This window comes from Defluviicoccus vanus, from assembly GCF_014672695.1.
In the GTDB taxonomy this organism is placed as follows: Bacteria; Pseudomonadota; Alphaproteobacteria; order Rhodospirillales; family Defluviicoccaceae; genus Defluviicoccus; species Defluviicoccus vanus.
On sequence record NZ_CP053923.1, the window covers coordinates 1,677,978 to 1,696,642 of the forward strand.

An 18,665-nucleotide genomic window follows, 5' to 3' on the forward strand; every position below is an offset into this window, starting at 1 on the left:
GGATATACCGTTGGCTGTCCCGATAATACAGCAGGTTCGTGTTGGCTCCTACATTATCAGCAAGACCATCAAGGGCGTTGAAAAGTATCCGCTTGTTCTAATGCTGGAGCCGCTGTTTCGCTGTAACTTGGCATGTCCAGGATGTGGTAAGATCGACTATGAGGATTCTATCCTCAACAAGCGGATGAGTGTCGACGAGTGCCTGCAGGCGGTTGATGAGTGCGGGGCGCCGATCGTTTCCATTCCCGGTGGCGAGCCGCTGCTGCACAAGGAAATGGACAAGATCGTCGCCGGGATCGTCGCCCGCAAAAAGTTCGTCTATCTATGCACCAATGGTTTGCTGCTGGAAAAGAAGATTCATCTCTTTACCCCCAGCAAGTATCTGACCTTCTCGGTTCACCTCGATGGACTCGAGGAACACCACGACAAGGCCGTCAATCAGCCGGGAACCTTCCGCCGCGCCGTTGCCGCCATCCACAAGGCGCGCGACCTGGGCTTTCGCGTGAACGTCAATTGCACCTTGTTCAACACCATGAAGGCAGAAGACGCGGCCGCCTTCTTTGATTATTGCATGACCGACCTGAAGGTGGAGGGCATCACCGTTTCGCCCGGTTATGCCTATGAGCGTGCGCCGGACAAGACACACTTCCTCAACCGCACGCGGACCAAGCAGCTGTTCCGCGACATCTTCAAGCAGCGCGCCCAGAGCCCGGGCAGGACCAAATGGCGTTTCAGCCAGTCCACCCTGTTCATGGATTTTCTCGCCGGCAACCAGACGTACAAGTGCACCCCCTGGGGCAACCCGACGCGCAACATCTTTGGTTGGCAGAAACCCTGCTACCTGCTCGGTGAAGGCTACGCCACGTCGTTTCGTGAGCTGATGGATACGACCGAATGGGACCGCTACGGCACCGGCAACTATGAAAAGTGCGCCGACTGCATGGTCCATTGCGGTTACGAGCCGACAGCGGTCACCGATACCATCCGCCACCCTTTCAAGGCGCTGATGGCGGCGTTGCGCGGTCCACGCACCGACGGTCCGATGGCGCCGGACATCGCCCTCGACACCCAGCGGCCGGCCGAGTATGTGTTTGAAGGCTTGGTAAAGCAGCTATCCGTCAAAGTGGAAGAGCGGACCCGCAACGAGCGCAGCGCCGCGTAAGGATCGCATCGCCGCGCGCGAATCCCGTCCCAGCCGAAGCAGCAAGCCCAGGTCATGCGGGTGGCGAAGCAGCCCCCGCAAGACGGCTGCGATCGGCGTGCGGCCGTCAGCGGTGACCAGCTCGCTGATCCACGCCGGGAGCGACCGCTCGGCCGGATCGACGATTGCCCGCACCACGAGGAACGGGAGGCCGCGCATGGCGGCCACCCGTGCCACTTCGCCACTTTCCATATCAACGGCGACAGCGCCCGAGGCGTGATGGCAGAAGCGCTTCACCTGCGCCCCCAACAGCGGCTCGTGCGCGGCAGCAAGTAAACCGGACACGTAGCCGACCGTACCGTCAAGGCGGGATCGCAGGCGGTCAGCCCACGCCGCGTCGGCGGTGATCGTTTGCCCATCCGGCGTGCGGACGGCCTCGCCAACCACAAGAACACCCGGTGCCAGCGACGGATCGAGGCCGCCCGCGGTGCCAAAGCTCACCAGGCCGGTACATCCCGCATCGACCAGTTCCGCCGCCATCGCCGCCGCCGCTTCCGGGCGGGCGCCGCTGCAGCGGACCAGCTGCTGGTCGGGATGGCGGGGCAGACAGGCAGCCTCCGAGCGCAGCCCGACGATGACGCCAACAGAGACGCGCCGCCGCCCGCTTACCATCCGCGGTAGGGGATCTTCGAGGTCCAGAGATCGCACGACTGAAGATCGTGGTGGTCTAGGAGCATGCGCGTCGCGTAGGTGCGTTCTCGTGCATCGGGAGACGGTCCAATAATAACCTCAGCGATCGGGAGCCGATCGTCGGGCGCTGCAAGGGGAATTCGCTGGAATGGAATCACGACGCCACGAGAAATGCGAAACTCTATCGGATGATTGTCCACGTTGGGCGGACTACGGACAATGCGCCACTCAGCCTCTTCGCGAAATCCCTGATGTTTGAGAAGTGGGAACAGCGTAAGAAAAGCCGCGATAAGGCTTGACAACTCGGGGTCATTTTGTTCCCGGAGTTGGTCGAGGGACACATTAGGGTCTAGCATTCCGGGGTGGTCTCGAAGAATTGACTCGATGGCGTCCTGCTGATTTGCACAGTCATATTCACATTTACCGAGGAGCAAGTCATCTCCGATTGAAGGAATATCGGAGGCCCGGATTCCGATCGCGTAGCCGCCCGTCGATGGTGTGTAGGCACGCCATTGGCTGAGCAAGTCACCGTGTACCGAGAAACAGGCGACATACGAAGTCATCTCTGCGCAGCGCTCGCTGAGGAGCAAGGCCGGCAATTCTTCAGAGATGTCGGAATCGGGTGAAGCATCTTGCGCCAGGGAAAGAACCGAACGGGTCAAGTCGGCCGCAAAGAGTGGCTCGCTAGTATCGTTAACGTGGAACATCGATGTTGCCCAGATCTGCCGTGAATGGAGTATGCCGAGAAGCCCGTCTGGTGCACAATAGTGGTATATTATATCCGGCACATTGCTGGTTAGTCTTCCGAAGACCTCACTCGTATGCGTGAACATAGGAACTTCTTGACCGATCTTCACGGCGTCTCGGTTTGTACAAAGGGCAGCCGCCGGCATGATTGGCTACTTACATCGTTGGAGCGCAGCTTCGCCCCAACCCACGACCTGACCGTTTTTGATGACTACTGGAGTCGTCAGCGACTTACGTACCGGCGTAAATGGCTGGTTTTTCCGAGTCAAGTAGTACAATGCCTCGCACTGGACGCCGTCATTACCCATTGCTGTCTCGACAGTCCATGGGTTATTGACGATTCCATCGCGCGTTGTTGCGGTTTCGCTTCCCATCACGGAAAGAACATCGCTCTTGGTCATCCCAACCGAAAGCTGCATCAACTTGGATTGGTTTGAAGCTGCCATTTCCGCAAGACTAGTTTGACCTTGCTGATTGGAGTGGGCACAAGCCGAAATAAATAGAACAGCAGCCACGATAACGACTGCTCTCATGGAGCTTCCCCGTGACAGTTTAGCGGAATTACCGCCATCCACTTATAATCCTCACTTATAATGCCACCCATAAGCTAAGCAAAGAGCGCTTCCAAGTCGCCCGCGCTCTCGCTCAGATGCCAACGCTCGGCCGCTTGCTGTTGCTTCGCTTGAGATTGCGATAGCGTGCGAGCGCCCACAGCGGAAAATAGGCGCTGTAGCCATAATAGCGGAGATAGAAGACGCGAGGGAAACCCACCGCGTTGTAATGCTTTTCCTGCCATTGACCGCCGTCGCGGGGTGCCGTGATCAGGTAGTTCACACCGCGCCCTACGGCTGGACTTTCCACCTCGCCCGCAGCCATCAGCGCCAGCAAGGCCCACGCGGTCTGTGATGGGGTGCTCGCCATTGCATTCAAGCCNNGCCGCTCCGCCCAGTAGGACGCACAGTCCTCACCCCAACCGCCGTCGGCGCGCTGCCGGCTTTTCAGCCACGTCACCGCTTTGCGGATATAAGGGGAGTTCATGTCTTCGCCGACGGCATTGAGCGCACAGAGTACCGACCATGTGCCGTAGATGTAGTTGGTGCCCCAGCGGCCGAACCAGGAACCGTCCGCCTCCTGCTCGCCGCGCAGGAAGTCAAGCGCTCGGGCCACGGCCGGATGGTCCGTGCCATGACCGAGCTGCGCCAGCATCCCCAGACAGCGGGCGGTGACGTCGGACGTCGGCGGATCGAGCAGCGCCCCGTGATCGGCAAAGGGGATGTGATTGAGGGCGTAATGCTCGTTCTCAGCGTCAAACGCTCCCCAGCCGCCGTTACTGCTCTGCATGCCGATGACCCACTCGGCACCACGGGCCACCGCCTCGGCGTTCGCGTCCGGGTCGCTGCGATGCAGCGCCATGACCACAACCGCCGTATCGTCCACATCCGGATAGTGCGCGTTGTGATACTGGAAGGCCCAACCGCCCGGCCGCACGTTGGGCCGGTTGACCGTCCAGTCGCCCTTGACGTCAAGCACCTGATGCGCACAAAGCCAGCCGGCGCCATCTTTCACCGCCGGCGCCTGCGGACCACCGACCCCCTGCCCTCGCGTCTCCATGATCGCATGCATCGCCAGGGAGGTATCCCACACCGGCGAGACGCACGGCTGCAGATACGCCTCGTTCTCGCGGTTGACCACCAGCTTATTGATCGCCCTGCGCACCGCCTGCCGCTCCGGGTGATCGATGGGATAATCGAGCACATTCATTGCCATGATCGTATTCGCCATCGCCGGATAGATGGCGCCTAGGCCGTCCTCACCGTTGAGCCGCTCGCGGATGAACTCCATCGCCCGCTCGATCGCCGCCTTTTCCAGGGCCGGCGCGTAGAGCGGCTTGGCCAGGCGCCCCAGATGATCGGCGGCGAGAAACATGGCNNCGAGCCAGTGGCCGGTGGGATTGGAGAGGTATTTGCGCTGCTTTTCCGGTGGCACGACGAAAAGCTCGCGCACGTCGGCACCACGGGGATTGCGCGCGAGCGGTTTCAGCGCCGCGACAACGAACATCGGCACCATCGTGGCGCGGGACCAATAGGACACCTTGTCGAGGTGGAAGGGTGCCCAACTCGGCAGCAATACCGCTTCGGGGCGGATCAGCGGGACGGCACGCCACGGCACCTGGCCGAACAGGGCAAGCCAATAGCGGGTAAAGACATTCGCGCGTGCCGCACCACCCATGTTGAGGATGAGTTCGCGGGCCTTGCGCATATGCGGTGCGTCCGGATCATCACCGATAATCTTCAAGGCGTAGTAGGCCTTGACCGTCGCACTCAGATCAGGATCACCGTCATAAAACAACGGCCAGCCACCGTGTGCGCCCTGAATGCGCCGCAGGTAATTGCCCATCCGCTGCTCGAGCGGATCCTCGATCTCGTCAAGAAAATGGTTGAGCAGGACGAACTCGGACGCCATCGTCGCGTCCGCCTCCAGCTCAAACACCCAATGGCCGTCGTCATGCTGCTGCTGGACGAGCCACGAAGCAGCTTCGTCGATGGTCACATCGAGTTCGTCGCGAATGGGAGCTATTCGCAAAGCCAGAGCCGACATCATCGACTTTCCGCCATCCATGGCTACTCCCCCTTCACAAGTTTAAATGAGCCGGCAACACGCTTTAGCCCGGTGTCACTCGTTTGTCACACTTAGTTGATTTTGTGCACTCGTTGCGGGCGTATTGTCAAGCACGGTGGACAACCNGACAGTGCTTTTGCCGCGGCCGTGTTGCCTGAGCGCACGCTACCTTCGAGAGTCGCCGGCAGGCCGGTGTCGGTCCAATCGCCGGCCAGGAGCAGATTGGACCATGTCGTCTCACAGCCGGGACGCCGCGCGACCTCGGCCGGCGTCTGCAGAAATGTCGCGCGTTTCTCGCGGATAATGCGAAAAACCGGCCGTGGCGCGTCGCCAAGATTGAGGATGCGGACGATGTCCTGCCACATAGCCTGGGCGAGNCGAATCAGCGCTGCGATCGAGATAGGCATCGGCGGCACTGATGGTAATCGAAGCCACGTCGCCACGCAGGAACAGCCAGTGACAGATGCCGCCGACGATGCCCACCAGAGCCGGCCCGGGGAGCGCCTGCGACAGGCGAAAATGGCCGTTGACGATCGCCCGGTGCGCCTGCGGCACGATGAGATCGGGCACAAGATCGGCTGCAAACTGTGGCGGAATGGCCACAACGACCGCATCGCCGGGTTGTACGTCCTGCTCTTCACCCCCTGCCAGCAGCAAGCGTTCGACCCGCTCGGACGTCAGCTTGAGGGCGCGGACCCGTGCATGCATCCGCACCTCGCTGCCGCGGCGGCGCAGATACGCCAGCGCCGGATCGACGAAGCAGTCGCTCAAACCATCGCGGGCGATCCGCGGCCGACAGGCTGCCTCGCCGCGACCAAAGGTCTCTCGCAGCACCGGCCAAAGGAGGTGCGCCGCCCCTTCCTCCGCCGAAGCATTGAGTACCGCTTCCGTCAACGGCTGCCAGAATCGGCGAAACAGGGCGCCATTGCCGACGCATGCGGCGACCGTCGCCTCCTTGCCGGCAAACGCGAGCCTGAGACCCGCCAGATAATCGACGATGCGCGTGCCCGGAATCCGCCGCTCCGGATTCAGGATCCACCATGGCATCACGCCGGGGTCGGGACGCACGCACCAGCGTTCGTTCGTGGCCAGATCGACGAAAGGGAACTCGGCGGCATCCGGACCTGCGAGGCGCGACGTGGCGCCCAATGTTTCCAGGTAGTTATGGATTGCGTAATTGCCGCTGAGTACCAGATGGTTGCCGTTGTCGATCGTCCGGTCCAAGGTAGCGTCATGAAAGGAGCGGCAGCGACCGCCCGCATGGCCGGCGGCCTCGTAGACGATTGCCCGCAGTCCGGCTCGGGCNNCTACGTCAACCGCGGTGGCGAGGCCGGAAAGCCCGGCACCAATGACATGCACAGTTGCGGTCACAGACTCACAGGACCCCGTGCCGTAACGCCACCCACAGCTTTTCTATCGACGGCACCGCTACAGGCTCGCTCCGCCGCTCCCAGCCGCGCTGGATCAACCGCTGCAGCGTACGTCGGTAGACCTCCATCATGACCACCGCCGGGCGCACCTGCCGCCGATCGCAGGCAGTAATCAGCTCGCCCGCTTCAGCGAAGCGGCGCTGTGCCAGATTCGCCAGCCGTTCACAGACCGGAATAATCCGGGCATCGGCGATGACGCGTTGCGGATCGGCGTTTTCCGCCAAACCGGCATCCCGCAGCAGGTCGGCCGGAAGATAAAGCCGGTCGCGCTGGGCGTCTTCAGCCAAGTCGCGCAGAATGTTGGTGAGTTGCAACGCCTCGCCCTGCGCCTTGGCCAGACGATCGCCATTTGGCTGCGGCACGCCGAAAATGCGGACCGAAAGGCGACCGACGGCACAAGCGACCCGGTCGCAATAGAGCGCAAGTTCGCTCATGTCGCTGAGGCGTAACCGGTCGGCAGCGTCCATCTCCATGCCGTCGATGATGGCGATAAAGTCGACCTTTTCGAGGCGGAAGGTGGACAGCAACGGTAGGAGCTGCCGGGTGATCGGCCGCTGAGGCCGGCCGGCAAAGAGCCTGTCCACCTCGTCGCGCCAGTCGGCGAGGCCCAGCCGCTTGGCGGTTAGGGTGTCACCATCGTCGGCAATGTCATCGACTTCACGGCAGAAGGCATAAACAGCGAACATCGCCCGTCGCTTTTGCGCCGGCAGCAGCCGCATCGCCCAAAAAAGGAGGTTCCGGACCGACGAACGATTCGCTCCACCGCCTCAGCATCGTGGTCTGCCGACATGGGCCCGGCGTCAAGACGCAAACCCTCGGAGGAAACAAGGCGATCCTGCATCCACTTACACTCGCAGGCCCGCAGCCACTGCGCCGCGGATACAGCACCAAGCGAACGCCGGCTTGCTCAACTGCACCCGTTCGGCCAAGGGGTCTTCGCGCCGCAACCGGGCGGTAAGCCGGCGGGCTATGGCCAGAATGGCCGCCGATTCCATCGCCAAGCGACGGCTGCGCAGCGCCGACGGCAACGCCGCAGCCACCGTCAGGAGCCGCTCGGTACCGGCGAGGCATTGCTCGAGCACCCGTCTGAGCGCCGGCGTCGTTGCACCGAGATCAAGATCACTGACCGTTGCCCCAGCCTCGTCAAGCCACGTCAACGGCAGGTAGACGCGATCGATCTGGCGATAATCCGCCTGACAATCCTGCAGATGATTGATCACCTGCAGGGCATTGCAAAGCGCATCCGAGGCGGCATAGCCGTCGCGGGATCCCCCGTGCAGATCGAGCAGGTAGCGACCCACCGGCGCGGCCGATCGATTGCAATAGTCGATCAGTTCCTCCCAGCTGGCGTAGCGGGTCTTGACCGCGTCTTGCTTGAAAGCCGAAATCAGGTCGAGACAGTGCTGCGGCGTAATCGCCGTCAGGCGCAGGCTTTCCCGCATGGCATGCGCCTTGGCAAAGGCAGGATCGCTGTTGAGACCGCGAATGGCGGCGGCAAAACCATCAAGGCGGGCAATCTTCACCTCTGGGCTAAGCGCCGGATCATCGGCGATATCGTCAATGGCGCGCGCATAGGCATAGAATCGAGCGATATGTGGCCGCAGCGCCGCCGGCAGCAGCCAGGAGCCCACGGGAAAGTTCTCATACGCCGCATCTTTGCCGGATGGCGCCTCCACTCCGCTCGTCATCAGCGTCAGCGCCATGCTCTCTTCGTTGCCCGCCATGCCTGTGCGCCGCCGTCAGCCGGCAGAATCAGTGCGCTTGCGCATCTGATCAATGAGGCCGGAAACGGTACCGCCGTTGTTGCGGATGACCGAGGCGAAATCGGAGCGTTGGGTAACGCCCATGCTCACGCCCTCGATGATAACGTCAACGATGCGCAGCCCTTCGGGCATCTGGCGCACCCGCCAAGCAACCTGCACCGGCGCGCCGCCGGTCCGCTCGATTTGCGACTTGACGATGGCATCCCCGGTCTCTGGCTCAGTGGTAGCGTCATTCACATCCAGCCTTTGGCCAGCGTAACGACTGAACCGGTCGGCATAGGTGCCGACGATGAAGTTCTCGAATAGCGTCATAAAGTCCTGGCGTTCCTCCGGCGTCGCCGATCGCCAGTAGCGGCCGAGGACAAACTGGCCGATCGTTTCCACCGCGAAGTTGGCGCGCAAAAGTTCCCGGCATCGCTGTTCGCGCACCTCGCGCGTGATATTGGTAGGCGTCAGCGCAGCGATGGCGCGATCGGCCAGAGCAATTATGAACGTGCGGGCCTCCGTCGGATCCGTTGCCGCTTGGCCGGCAACCGGCAGCAGCAACAACACAACTAGGCTCAGTCCGAGCGCCAGACGGTGAATGATCGGCCCAACTGAGCGCAATCGCTGCATACGGATCTCCTTCTTTACGTTCAACAACTCGCAACGGAGGTGTGCACCCATGCGGCTGAAGTCACCCAATCCTGGCGGAAAAAGCAAGAAAAACGCGCAAGAGCCCGATCGCTCCGCGCGTTATCCTCGCAAGTTGTACCAAATGCGCCCGCTGCTGCGGACTGGCGCCCGCCCGTCACCCCAGCCCTAATACGCGCCGCTCACCGCGGGAAGCTTGGCGTCGGCTGTCGTCGTCTTCTCGCCTGTCCGCTTGTGCGGCGGCGACGCCTCGCTTTTTGTCTTTAGCGTGGTGGTGAGCCATCCGAGGATGCGATCGGCCACCTGCTGCCAGTTGTGTTCCAGCATCATGGCATGCGCCATGCCGGGAANGACCTCGGCCGCGGTCCGATAGGTGTCCGCGGTGGCATCCAGTCCGCCCCGGAAGATGAACGTGTCCTGTTCTGCCCCCAGCACCAGCACCGGCAGATCGAGACAGGGGGTCGATGGCGGCAGGTCGAGCCCCATCAGATCAAGGATCACCAGCGTTGATTCGGCCTGAAACCGTCGCATGTAGCGCGACACTTCCGCATCCGTCGTTGCATCGGCAAACAGCGCCCGGCGAAGACTGAGACCGTTGACGGTATCCGGACCGAACGCCTGCACCATCGCCAGATCGCGAAACAGCCCTGGATTGGTGAACGACGTGCCGAACATGCTAGGGATCATCCCGTGCGGCGGCGACGATGCCATCAACACCGCTGCCGGCAATTCACACCGGTGCATGACCTTCTGCACCACCATGCCACCCAGGGAATGACCGATAAGGACTGGTGGCGTCGGCAGTGTTGCGATCACCTCTTCCACGTCGGCGACGTAATCCCGCAGCCGGGCGAAGGTCAACCCCTCGCGCCCGGGGCTTTCGCCATGGCCGCGCAACGACAGCGCGTGCGCCTGATAGCCATTCTTGGCAAAGAATGGCAAAAAATGCTCGTCCCACACCCACGCTCCGCTGAACGCACCATGAACAAAGAGCAAAGGCGTCGGCTGCGCGCGCCCGACCGGGAGGTGGCTGATGACCTCAAGGTTCATTGAACTTTCCCGAAGCAATGATTGTGTGCGCGGACCATAGCCCATTTCGCGACCGCACAAAATGCCGCGCTGCAAAATTGCTGAACAAATCCGCGGGAGGTGTTCGCCCGCCAGTCGGCCACTCAGCCCGCCGCTGCCAACAACGCCAGAGCTTCTTCCGCCTCCGCAGGCGATAGCTTCGCCAGCGCGACACCGACCTGGACGATGACAAAATCACCCACGGCCACGTCGTCGTCCACCAGGGCAAGACTGGCCTCCTCGACGAGGCCGCCGCGGTCGATCTGCGCCCGATTATCAGGCAACAGCGCGATAATCTGCGCCGGAACCGCAAGACACATTAAAGGTTATCCCTCCTATGGAAAGGTTACCCCTAGCGGCGCCTACTTGCGGCGGCGACAGGCCGGCACGCCCTTGGCGACCGGCCTGTCATCCGGCGGCTAGACTGACGCCTCGGCCTGATGTTCGAGGATGACAACGGCAAAGGGCGGCAACTCGAGCGAGATTGAATACGGCCGGCCGTGTGCTGGTTCCGCATCAGCAACCACCCCGCCAGCGTTGCCGCTGTTGGAACCACCATAGCTTTCGGCATCGGTGTTAAGGCGCTCGACATAGTTTCCCGGTTCGGGGACGCCGATGCGGTATCCCTTCCGCACCACCGGGGTAAAGTGGCAGACGACGACGACATTCCCTTCACCTTCGGTCCCCGAACGCATGAATGCGAGCACACCTTGGTCCGCATCACTGCAATCGATCCAGGAGAACCCATCTGCCTCGCAATCGCGCTGGTACAACGCCGGCGTTGAGCGATAGAGCGCGTTGAGATCGCGCACGAGGCGCTGCATCGCCTGGTGCGGTCCGTCGCCACCCGCCAGATGCCAGTCGAGGCTGATTTCCGGGTTCCACTCCCGCTCCTGAGCAAATTCGTCGCCCATAAAGAGCAGCTTCTTGCCGGGGTGGGTGTAAAGAAAGGCATAGAACGTGCGAAGGTTGGCAAACTTCTGCCAAGTATCACCCGGCATCCGCCGCAACAAAGACCCTTGGCCAGCGGCGACGTTTTCGTGCGATGCCGTCAGGATATAGTTTTCATTAAAGGCCGTCGCCGGACCCTGCGTCAATTCGTCGAAGTAATATTTGCGGTGAACCGGATTGCGTGCCAAGTGGCGTAAAACGTCCCGCGACCAGCCTGTCTGCCACTTGAAGCCGAAGCCGAGGCCACCGAGGAAGCCCGGATGCGACACCCGCGGCCACAGCGAGTTTTCCTCGCACATCGTAAACGTCCCAGGAAACCTAGCGTACACCTCGGCGTTGAACCGGCGCAGGAAGTCGACTGCCTCGAGATACTCGTGCCCGCCGAAGCGGTTGGGCTGCCATTCGCCGCGCGCGCGGCCATAGTCGAGATAGAGCATCCGGCTAACACCGTCGATGTGCAGCGCATCGACGTGAAACTTGTCGAGCCAGTAGAGTGCGTTGCTGATCAGGTAATTGGCCACCTCGCGGCGACTGTAGTCATAGGTGAACAGCGTTGAGCCGGGAAGGTGCTGGCGAGAGTCGGCGGGTTCGTAGAGGTGGGTCCCATCGAACTCGCGCAGGCTGTGCTGATCGTCGGTAAACTGCGTCGGCACCCAGTTGAGGATGACGCCGATCCCGGCCTGATGCGCGCGGTCAATCAGCAGGCGAAGGTGATCGGGGTTGCCCCAGCGATTGGATGGTGCGAATGGCGCAAACGTCTGATAGCCCAGGCTGGCGTCGGCATCGAATTCGGCCAGCGGCAACAGCGCGCGCGATGTGGGTGAACTGCATATACTTGACATAGTTCACCAGCTCTTTGGCCAGCTCGGTATAGGTGAGCGGGCGATGCCCTTCCTCGGGTCGCCGCCGCCACGACGGAAGGTGCACCTCATAGATCGACAACGGCGTTTCGCGCGCAGGGGCGGCCGCTCGTGCCTTCATCCAGGCCTGATCGCCCCACCGATAGCCATCCAGATCGCAGATGATCGTGGCGGCCCCGGGTCGCGATTCGACGAGGAAGGCATAGGGATCACACTTGTCCGGCAGGCGGGTGCCGCTCGCGGACTTGATCTCGTACTTGTACAATTGCCCGGGCGCTATGCCGGGAAGAAAGATCTCCCAGACGCCACAGTCGTGCCTTAGCCGCATGCCGTGGCAGCGACCATCCCAGTTGTTGAACTCACCAACCACCGAGACCCGGCCGGCGTTGGGTGCCCATACGGCAAAAGCGACGCCGGTCACGCCCTGCGAGGAGCAGACGTGCGACCCCAGCGTCTCGTAGCTGGTCAGGTGATCACCGGCGGCAAGTAGCCGAATGTCGTCCTCACTCAGCACCGGCGGAAACCGATAGGGATCGTCGATCTCGATCGATGCCGCCGCGGTTTGAACCCGTAGGCGATAGGCAAACGGCTCGTCACGCGCGGCAACGCTGCCGGCAAACAGACCGTCTTCGTGCACGCGCTCCAGCGCCACCAACGGATCGCCGGTGGACGCCTCGATCAGCGTCACCGCCTTGGCTTCCGGGATGAAGCAGCGGACGACGAGGGCCTCTTCCGGGTGCAACGTGTGCATGCCGAGAAAGCCGAAGGGATCGCGGTGGCTCGCGGTGACAATCCCCTCCACGTCGCCGTAGGGCGCGAGGCGGTCGCGCGAAACCGGTGCCGGTGCAGGCTTCGGCTTCGCCGGTGCTGCCACGGGCGCGATCGGGGGCGACGCGACCGGTGTGACCGTGGGTGCCGCCGGTCGCGGGGTGGGGACCGCGACTGCCTCGCGCGGCAGCTTGGCCACGGGGGCCACCGCACCTGAAGCGACTGCGGGAGCCGGCGCAGCTGCGGCGGTCGGCAGGTCGGTTGCGACGGAAGCCGTGGGCGAGGCCGGCTTTGTCACAGAACGTCCTGCGGTCGAAGCCGGTGAAGCTGCGGCAGGGGCCGATGCGGTAGTCGTCGGAGCAGATCCCGCCTTTGATTCGCTTACTGGCGATGCCGGACCTTCCATCCGCGCCTTCGACCGCAATGCCTCGGCGTCAATGGCGGCAGCAACGGCCGGCGCATCGACCTCCGTTCGCTTCGAGGCGCTGGCATCTGATGTTGCCGGACCTGCCGAGGCCGCAAGGACTGGCGACGCGCCAGACGGCAGCGATGCCGACTTGCTGGGAGCGGCGTCTGCGGCTAGCGGCGGCGGCGTCAGCTCATTCGGTGCTTTCGGCGTCGGCAACACTGGCGATGTCGCCGCCTTGCTCGCCGCGGCGGCGGTTGCAACCACCGTCGCCTGTGATGGCTCGACAGCCTCTGCCTTTGTTAGCGGCGGGGGACAAGTGCCGCTTTGCCCAGCGAATTTGCCGTCGGTGCTGGTGCTGCCGAGGCCGCGGCAGCCTGCGGCTGCTTGCCCGAATCGGCAGGCGAAACAGGATTTGTCGGCGTTGACACAATACCGGACACCGCCTGATCCACCGCAGGTGGAGTAGCGGACACGCTGGCAGACTTAGCGGCAGGACGTCCGATCGGCGCGTCCTTCCCTGCGTTTCCCTTGGCGCTCATCAGTAACCGCCCTCCTTCTCTCGCTCGGATCATCGGTCGGCTTCGCGTGCTAATCTGGACCGGCCTTCCGGCTCTCGGCACCCCGACCACACTGCATTCGGCACCCGGATCGCCGTGACCTACCTGCTACCGTCTGCAGTGCCCCCTTTTATAACGACGGCCGGACGGCTCACAATGGTGGCATAAGTCGGCGGCAGCAGCAGAGCTGGGTGCCATACGCTATTTCGCGTTTCGGCCCTTTGCCGGGGCGCAAAACAGCGGCTATGCTAGCGCCAATCGGCGCGCACCGGTCCGCTTTCATGTGGGCCTTTAGCATCATTGTGGTCAACGATCCTCAGCCACTGGCCCTGTCGGGCTCGACTTACGGTAACGGATGTTAGGCCCAAGGCAGCGGGGAGACAGGGGAATAGCGTCGCGGTTGGCCACAAGCCACCGAAGGCAACTATCAAGAGATCCGCAAAACTACATAGTCGCGAAAACCGAGCAATGTTGGCACCGTATCTGCTGTCACCGGACAAGCCCTGATGAGCGCGTCTTCGGCATGTTGTTCGCGGGTGATGGATGGCAACAGCTCGACGCGGAAAACAATCTGACAAGATTAAGTGCAGGGAGAATGCGCAGATGAGGATTGAGAAGACATCCGCAACAAGCAGCTTGTGGGAGATGGAAAAGGCTGCGGTTGTGGACCAGATCGGCATGGACGAGGAAAGCCTCATTCGGAGCTTCTTGTTCCACCTGACCTGTACCCTCGCCAAGGATAAATACACTGCCACTGACCAGGACCGTTACCAGGCGCTGGCACTGGCAGTTCGCGACCGCCTCGTTGAAAGGTGGATCCAGACGCAGCAGGGCTACCATCACCAGAACGTCAAGCGTATCTGCTATCTTTCGCTCGAGTTCCTCATTGGCCGCGCCATGGGCAACAACGTCATCAATCTGTTGCTCGAGGACACCTGCCGTAAGGCGATGAGTCAGATTGGCCTCGACTGGGACGTGCTGCGCGACGTGGAATCAGATGCAGCGCTCGGCAACGGCGGCCTCGGACGACTCGCCGCCTGCTTCCTCGATTCGATGGCGACCCTGAAGCTGCCGGCGATCGGCTACGGCATCCGCTACGACTACGGCATCTTCAAGCAGAGCATCGACAACGGCTACCAGGTGGAAGAGCCGGACAACTGGTTGCGCTGGGGCAATCCCTGGGAAGTGGCGCATCCTGAGCTGTCGTTCGTCGTTCCTTTCGAGGGCCGCGCCGAACCGCGCCGGGTCAACGGCGTCACCCACTGGGACTGGGTCGGCACCCGCCCGATCGTCGGCATGGCCTACGATACGCCAATCGTCGGCTACGGCTGCTTTAACGTCAATAACTTGCGGCTCTGGACGGCGCGTGCCACCTCCGAGTTCCACTTCCAGGACTTCAGCCGCGGCTCGTACGTCGAAGCGGTGGAAGACAAGCTGATGGCGGAGAACCTCACCAAGGTTCTTTACCCCAGCGACGCCGTCTACGCCGGCCGCGAGCTCCGACTGCGCCAGGAATACTTCTTCGTCTCCTGCTCGGTTCAGGACATCGTCCGCCGCTTCAAGGCCGATGCCAACGACTGGTCGTCCTTCCCAGACAAGGTCTTCGTCCAGATGAACGATACGCATCCGGCGCTTGTTGTGCCGGAGTTGATGCATATCTTCGTCGATAAGGAAGACATGGACTGGGACAAAGCCTGGGAATTGACGGTCAATTCCTGTGGCTATACCAACCATACGCTTTTGCCGGAGGCGCTTGAGCGCTGGCCGGTCAGCATGTTTGAACGTCTGCTGCCGCGCCACCTGCAGATCATATATGAAATCAACAGCCGCTTCATGCGCAAGGTTGCCACCCGCTACCCTGGGGATTTCGACCGCTTGCGCCGCATGAGCCTGATCCAGGAAGACCCGGAGAAGTCGGTGCGGATGGCGAACATCGCCGTCGTCGGCAGCTGCTCCACCAATGGCGTCGCTGCGATCCACTCGCGGCTGCTGAAGGACGGCCTGATGAAGGACTTCAGCGATTTCTATCCGGAACGCTTCAATAACAAGACCAATGGTGTCACTCCCCGCCGCTGGCTACTGAAGGCCAATCCGCGCTTGGCGACCTTGATTCGCGAAACCATTGGCGATGGTTGGATTACCGACCTGGACAAGATTCGCGGCATCGAGCGGCTAGCGAAGGACAAGGCATTCCAGAAGAGCATTCAGGACGTAAAATACGCGAACAAAGTTGCGCTGACTGACTACATCAAGCGGACGCTGAACATCTCAGTACCGCCGAATTCGATGTTTCAGGTTCAGGTCAAGCGTATTCACGAATATAAGCGCCAGCTGCTCCTCGCGCTTTACATCATCGTCCTCTTCAACCGGATCAAGGCCAATCCGTCGCTCGACGTCGTCCCGCAGACGTTCATCTTCGGCGGCAAGGCGGCGCCGGGCTATCATATGGCGAAGCTGATCATCAAGCTGATCCACCAGATCGCCGGCGTCATCGACTACGACCCACAGCTGAAGGACAAGCTCAAGGTCGTCTTCATCCCTGATTATCGCGTCTCCCTGGCCGAGCGAATCATTCCGGCGGCAGACGTGAGCGTGCAGATTTCCACCGCCGGGATGGAAGCGTCGGGCACCGGCAACATGAAGTTCCAGATGAACGGAGCGCTGACCATCGGCACCCTCGACGGCGCCAATATCGAGATCAAAGAAGAAGTTGGCGACGAGAATATCTTTATCTTCGGGCTCACCGCAGACGAGGTAGAAGCACGTCGCTCCAGCTACAATCCCTACCATTACTACGAAACGGACGACGAGATTCGCGCCGCCGTTGATCTGATTCGCAACGATTTCTTCAGCCTGACCGAGCCTGGTATCTTCCGGCCGATCATCGCCAACCTGCTGGAGCACGGCGACTATTATATGCACATGGCCGACTTCCGCAGCTTCATCGACAGCCAGCTCAAGATGGAAGCGGCGTACCGCGATCAGAGCAGCTGGACGGAAATGGCGATCTACAATATCGCCCGCTCCGGCAAGTTCACGTCCGACCGCACCATCGCCGAATACAACAACGAAATCTGGCACTGCAAACCAACCGACGTCGCCCCGAAGAAGTCCTCGTAGGCGTCCGTCGACAGCAAAACCGCAGCGGTATCCCCCGCCGGCCACGGCCGGCGGGGGATACTACCGCCGGCCCCTGTGAGCGCCAGCGCCTCAGCCGGCGACCGCCTCTCTCAACGGCGGAAATCGATCTCGCTCTTGGCCGGCAATCGATTCCGTCGGCAGCATCGCAACCGTTGCCCCCACCCCGGTTGCCCTCTACAAGGACGGAGTCCCTCCTGCAAACGCTACCTCTCACTGGGCACTCCGCATCAACGCGATGGACTTTGGCCGCGGTGCGTAACCATACTGGAGGCCGCCGTCGAATTCAGGGACAGGGCCTATTGTCTCCCGTCCAGGATGCAAGGTGGTGGCGCTTGCCCTGCTCGGGTCCGGGTCGTCCCGTTTTAAGTCGAGAAGGCGCGATTAAGGACGCTGACCGATGCACATCGTAATGATTTCGGCGGAGCTGGCTCCTGTAGCGAAAGTCGGTGGACTGGCCGACGTCGTCTTCGGCCTCAGCCGTGAGCTGGAAATCCGCGGCAACGCCGTAGAGATCATCCTGCCCAAATACGACTGTATGTGGTATGATGAGATTTGGGGTCTCCACAAAATATGGGAAAACCTGTGGGTGCCCTGGTACGGCTCCGGCGTCAACTGCTCAGTCTGGTTCGGCTTTGTCCACGGGCGTAAGTGCTTCTTCATTGAACCGCACTCCCCGGACAATTTCTTTGACCGTGGTTCATTCTACGGCTTTCATGATGATCCGTTGCGCTTTGCGTTTTTCTGCAAGGCGGCAATGGAGTTCATGCACAAAGGTAACAAGCGACCGGACATCATTCACTGCCACGACTGGCAGACCGGCCTCATTCCGGTTCTCCTGTTCGAAATCTATGAACGACTGGGGATGAACCGGCAGCGCGTCGTCTACACGATCCACAACTTCAAACATCAGGGGATTACCGGCGAGGCGGTCCTCTGGGCGACTGGCCTGTGCCGTCCAGAGTATTATTTCCACCACGACCGGTTGCGCGACAACTTCAATAACACCGCGATCAACCTGATGAAGGGTGGGATCGTCTACTCGAATTATGTGAACACGGTCTCGCCGCATCATAGCTGGGAAGCCCGTTTCACCGACCAGGGTTACGGCCTTGGGCAAACACTGGCGATCCATCATTACAAGTTTGGCGGCATCCTCAACGGTGTCGACTACGACGTGTGGAATCCGGAAACTGACCGGTTTATTCCATCGCACTACAACGTCTGGAACGTTGAGAGCAAATACGGCAACAAGGACGCCCTGCGCGAGCGGCTGTGGCTGCGCAAGGAGTTCAAACCGATCGTCGCCTATGTGGGCCGGTTGGACGCACAGAAGGGCGTCCACCTGATCCAGCACGCACTCTTCTACACCCTGGAACGTGGTGGACAGTTCGTCATGCTCGGTGCCGGTGGCGACCGCGGCATCAACAACCACTTCTGGCATCTGAAGCACTATCTGAACGAAAATGCCGATTGCCACCTTGAAATCGGCTTCAACGAGCAGTTGGCGCATCTGATTTACGCTGGTGCCGATATCTGCATCGTTCCCAGTCTGTTCGAGCCCTGCGGCTTGGCACAGCTGATTGCCATGCGCTACGGCAGCGTTCCCGTCGTCCGCGCGGTGGGTGGGCTGGTTGATACCGTCTTCGACCGTGATAATTCCGACAAACTGCCGGAAGATCGCAACGGCTACGTCTTCAAGGACGCCGACTTCAAAGGCCTGGAATCAGCGCTGTCGCGCGCTTTGGGTTTGTGGTTCGGCTACCCCAAGGAGTTCCGCCGCCTGATCACCAACGCCTTGTCCTTTGACAGCTCTTGGGCGCAATCCGGACAACGCTACATCGAAGTCTACGACCACATCCGCTGCAAGTAGCGGTGACTGGGTGCGTGG

Annotated in this window: 15 protein-coding genes and 1 pseudogene; 4 read left to right on the forward strand and 12 right to left on the reverse strand. The window is 61.4% G+C overall.

The window, feature by feature from the left end; all coding sequences use genetic code 11:
• Nucleotides 1-10: 10 nt before the first annotated feature.
• On the forward strand, nucleotides 11-1,162 hold the full coding sequence (hpnH, locus tag HQ394_RS07615) for an adenosyl-hopene transferase HpnH (protein WP_190262742.1): 1,152 nt from the start codon (nucleotides 11-13) through the stop codon (nucleotides 1,160-1,162).
• Here hpnH and HQ394_RS07620 read toward each other — a convergent pair.
• The 12 genes and pseudogenes from HQ394_RS07620 to glgB form a co-directional block, all read right to left on the reverse strand.
• Nucleotides 1,112-1,849 (reverse strand): phosphorylase family protein, encoded by a 738-nt coding sequence (locus tag HQ394_RS07620; RefSeq protein ID WP_190262743.1) that lies wholly within the window; start codon nucleotides 1,847-1,849, stop codon nucleotides 1,112-1,114. The genes hpnH and HQ394_RS07620 overlap by 51 nt on opposite strands.
• On the reverse strand, nucleotides 1,807-2,538 hold the full coding sequence (locus tag HQ394_RS07625) for a DUF2971 domain-containing protein (RefSeq protein ID WP_190262744.1): 732 nt from the start codon (nucleotides 2,536-2,538) through the stop codon (nucleotides 1,807-1,809). The genes HQ394_RS07620 and HQ394_RS07625 overlap by 43 nt, the downstream gene beginning before the upstream one ends.
• 192 nt (nucleotides 2,539-2,730) lie before the next feature.
• The gene (locus tag HQ394_RS07630) at nucleotides 2,731-3,111 is read right to left on the reverse strand and encodes a DUF3192 domain-containing protein (protein ID WP_190262745.1); all 381 of its coding nucleotides are present in this window, start codon (nucleotides 3,109-3,111) and stop codon (nucleotides 2,731-2,733) included.
• A gap of 112 nt (nucleotides 3,112-3,223) precedes the next feature.
• Nucleotides 3,224-5,197, reverse strand: a complete 1,974-nt coding sequence (gene shc / locus HQ394_RS07635; protein ID WP_190262746.1) for a squalene--hopene cyclase — start codon at nucleotides 5,195-5,197, stop codon at nucleotides 3,224-3,226.
• Between the two features lie 71 nt (nucleotides 5,198-5,268).
• Entirely contained in the window at nucleotides 5,269-5,550 is a 282-nt protein-coding gene (locus HQ394_RS19725) for an FAD-dependent oxidoreductase (protein WP_223292058.1), read from the reverse strand.
• Nucleotides 5,435-6,568 (reverse strand): hydroxysqualene dehydroxylase, encoded by a 1,134-nt coding sequence (locus HQ394_RS07640; RefSeq protein WP_223291935.1) that lies wholly within the window; start codon nucleotides 6,566-6,568, stop codon nucleotides 5,435-5,437. The genes HQ394_RS19725 and HQ394_RS07640 overlap by 116 nt, the downstream gene beginning before the upstream one ends.
• A 4-nt stretch (nucleotides 6,569-6,572) precedes the next feature.
• Nucleotides 6,573-7,346 carry a presqualene diphosphate synthase HpnD gene (hpnD, locus tag HQ394_RS07645; protein WP_190262747.1) on the reverse strand — a complete coding sequence of 258 codons (774 nt, stop codon included), beginning with the start codon at nucleotides 7,344-7,346 and terminating at the stop codon, nucleotides 6,573-6,575.
• A gap of 126 nt (nucleotides 7,347-7,472) precedes the next feature.
• Entirely contained in the window at nucleotides 7,473-8,351 is an 879-nt protein-coding gene (gene hpnC, locus HQ394_RS07650) for a squalene synthase HpnC (protein WP_223291936.1), read from the reverse strand.
• A gap of 15 nt (nucleotides 8,352-8,366) precedes the next feature.
• Entirely contained in the window at nucleotides 8,367-9,005 is a 639-nt protein-coding gene (locus HQ394_RS07655; RefSeq protein WP_190262748.1) for an MlaC/ttg2D family ABC transporter substrate-binding protein, read from the reverse strand.
• A 186-nt stretch (nucleotides 9,006-9,191) separates the two neighbouring features.
• A complete protein-coding gene (locus tag HQ394_RS07660) occupies nucleotides 9,192-10,118 on the reverse strand; it encodes an alpha/beta hydrolase (protein ID WP_456151502.1) in 927 nt (308 codons plus the stop codon).
• Between the two features lie 77 nt (nucleotides 10,119-10,195).
• Nucleotides 10,196-10,411 (reverse strand): HypC/HybG/HupF family hydrogenase formation chaperone, encoded by a 216-nt coding sequence (locus tag HQ394_RS07665; protein WP_190262750.1) that lies wholly within the window; start codon nucleotides 10,409-10,411, stop codon nucleotides 10,196-10,198.
• A gap of 99 nt (nucleotides 10,412-10,510) precedes the next feature.
• A pseudogene (gene glgB / locus HQ394_RS20715) lies at nucleotides 10,511-12,776 on the reverse strand (1,4-alpha-glucan branching protein GlgB).
• A 169-nt stretch (nucleotides 12,777-12,945) separates the two neighbouring features.
• Between glgB and HQ394_RS07675 the strand changes: the two are divergent.
• From HQ394_RS07675 to HQ394_RS07685, 3 genes are all read left to right on the forward strand, one after another.
• Complete coding sequence (locus HQ394_RS07675; RefSeq protein ID WP_223291939.1) at nucleotides 12,946-13,545, forward strand: hypothetical protein; 600 nt, start codon at nucleotides 12,946-12,948, stop codon at nucleotides 13,543-13,545.
• A gap of 694 nt (nucleotides 13,546-14,239) precedes the next feature.
• Entirely contained in the window at nucleotides 14,240-16,756 is a 2,517-nt protein-coding gene (locus HQ394_RS07680; protein ID WP_223291940.1) for a glycogen/starch/alpha-glucan phosphorylase, read from the forward strand.
• 418 nt (nucleotides 16,757-17,174) lie between these two features.
• Entirely contained in the window at nucleotides 17,175-18,647 is a 1,473-nt protein-coding gene (locus HQ394_RS07685) for a glycogen synthase (protein ID WP_190262752.1), read from the forward strand.
• Nucleotides 18,648-18,665: the final 18 nt, after the last annotated feature.

What these genes read in the sequence shown, in the direction of transcription:
- HQ394_RS07625 (WP_190262744.1), bottom strand. Translation starts at nt 2,538, where the DNA reads ATGTTCCACGTTAACGATACTAGCGAGCCACTCTTTGCGGCCGACTTG.
- HQ394_RS07630 (WP_190262745.1), bottom strand. Translation starts at nt 3,111, where the DNA reads ATGAGAGCAGTCGTTATCGTGGCTGCTGTTCTATTTATTTCGGCTTGT.
- hpnD (WP_190262747.1), bottom strand. Translation starts at nt 7,346, where the DNA reads ATGCGGCTGCTGCCGGCGCAAAAGCGACGGGCGATGTTCGCTGTTTAT.
- hpnC (WP_223291936.1), bottom strand. Translation starts at nt 8,351, where the DNA reads ATGGCGGGCAACGAAGAGAGCATGGCGCTGACGCTGATGACGAGCGGA.
- HQ394_RS07655 (WP_190262748.1), bottom strand. Translation starts at nt 9,005, where the DNA reads ATGCAGCGATTGCGCTCAGTTGGGCCGATCATTCACCGTCTGGCGCTC.
- HQ394_RS07665 (WP_190262750.1), bottom strand. Translation starts at nt 10,411, where the DNA reads ATGTGTCTTGCGGTTCCGGCGCAGATTATCGCGCTGTTGCCTGATAAT.
- HQ394_RS07680 (WP_223291940.1), top strand. Translation starts at nt 14,240, where the DNA reads ATGAGGATTGAGAAGACATCCGCAACAAGCAGCTTGTGGGAGATGGAA.
- HQ394_RS07685 (WP_190262752.1), top strand. Translation starts at nt 17,175, where the DNA reads ATGCACATCGTAATGATTTCGGCGGAGCTGGCTCCTGTAGCGAAAGTC.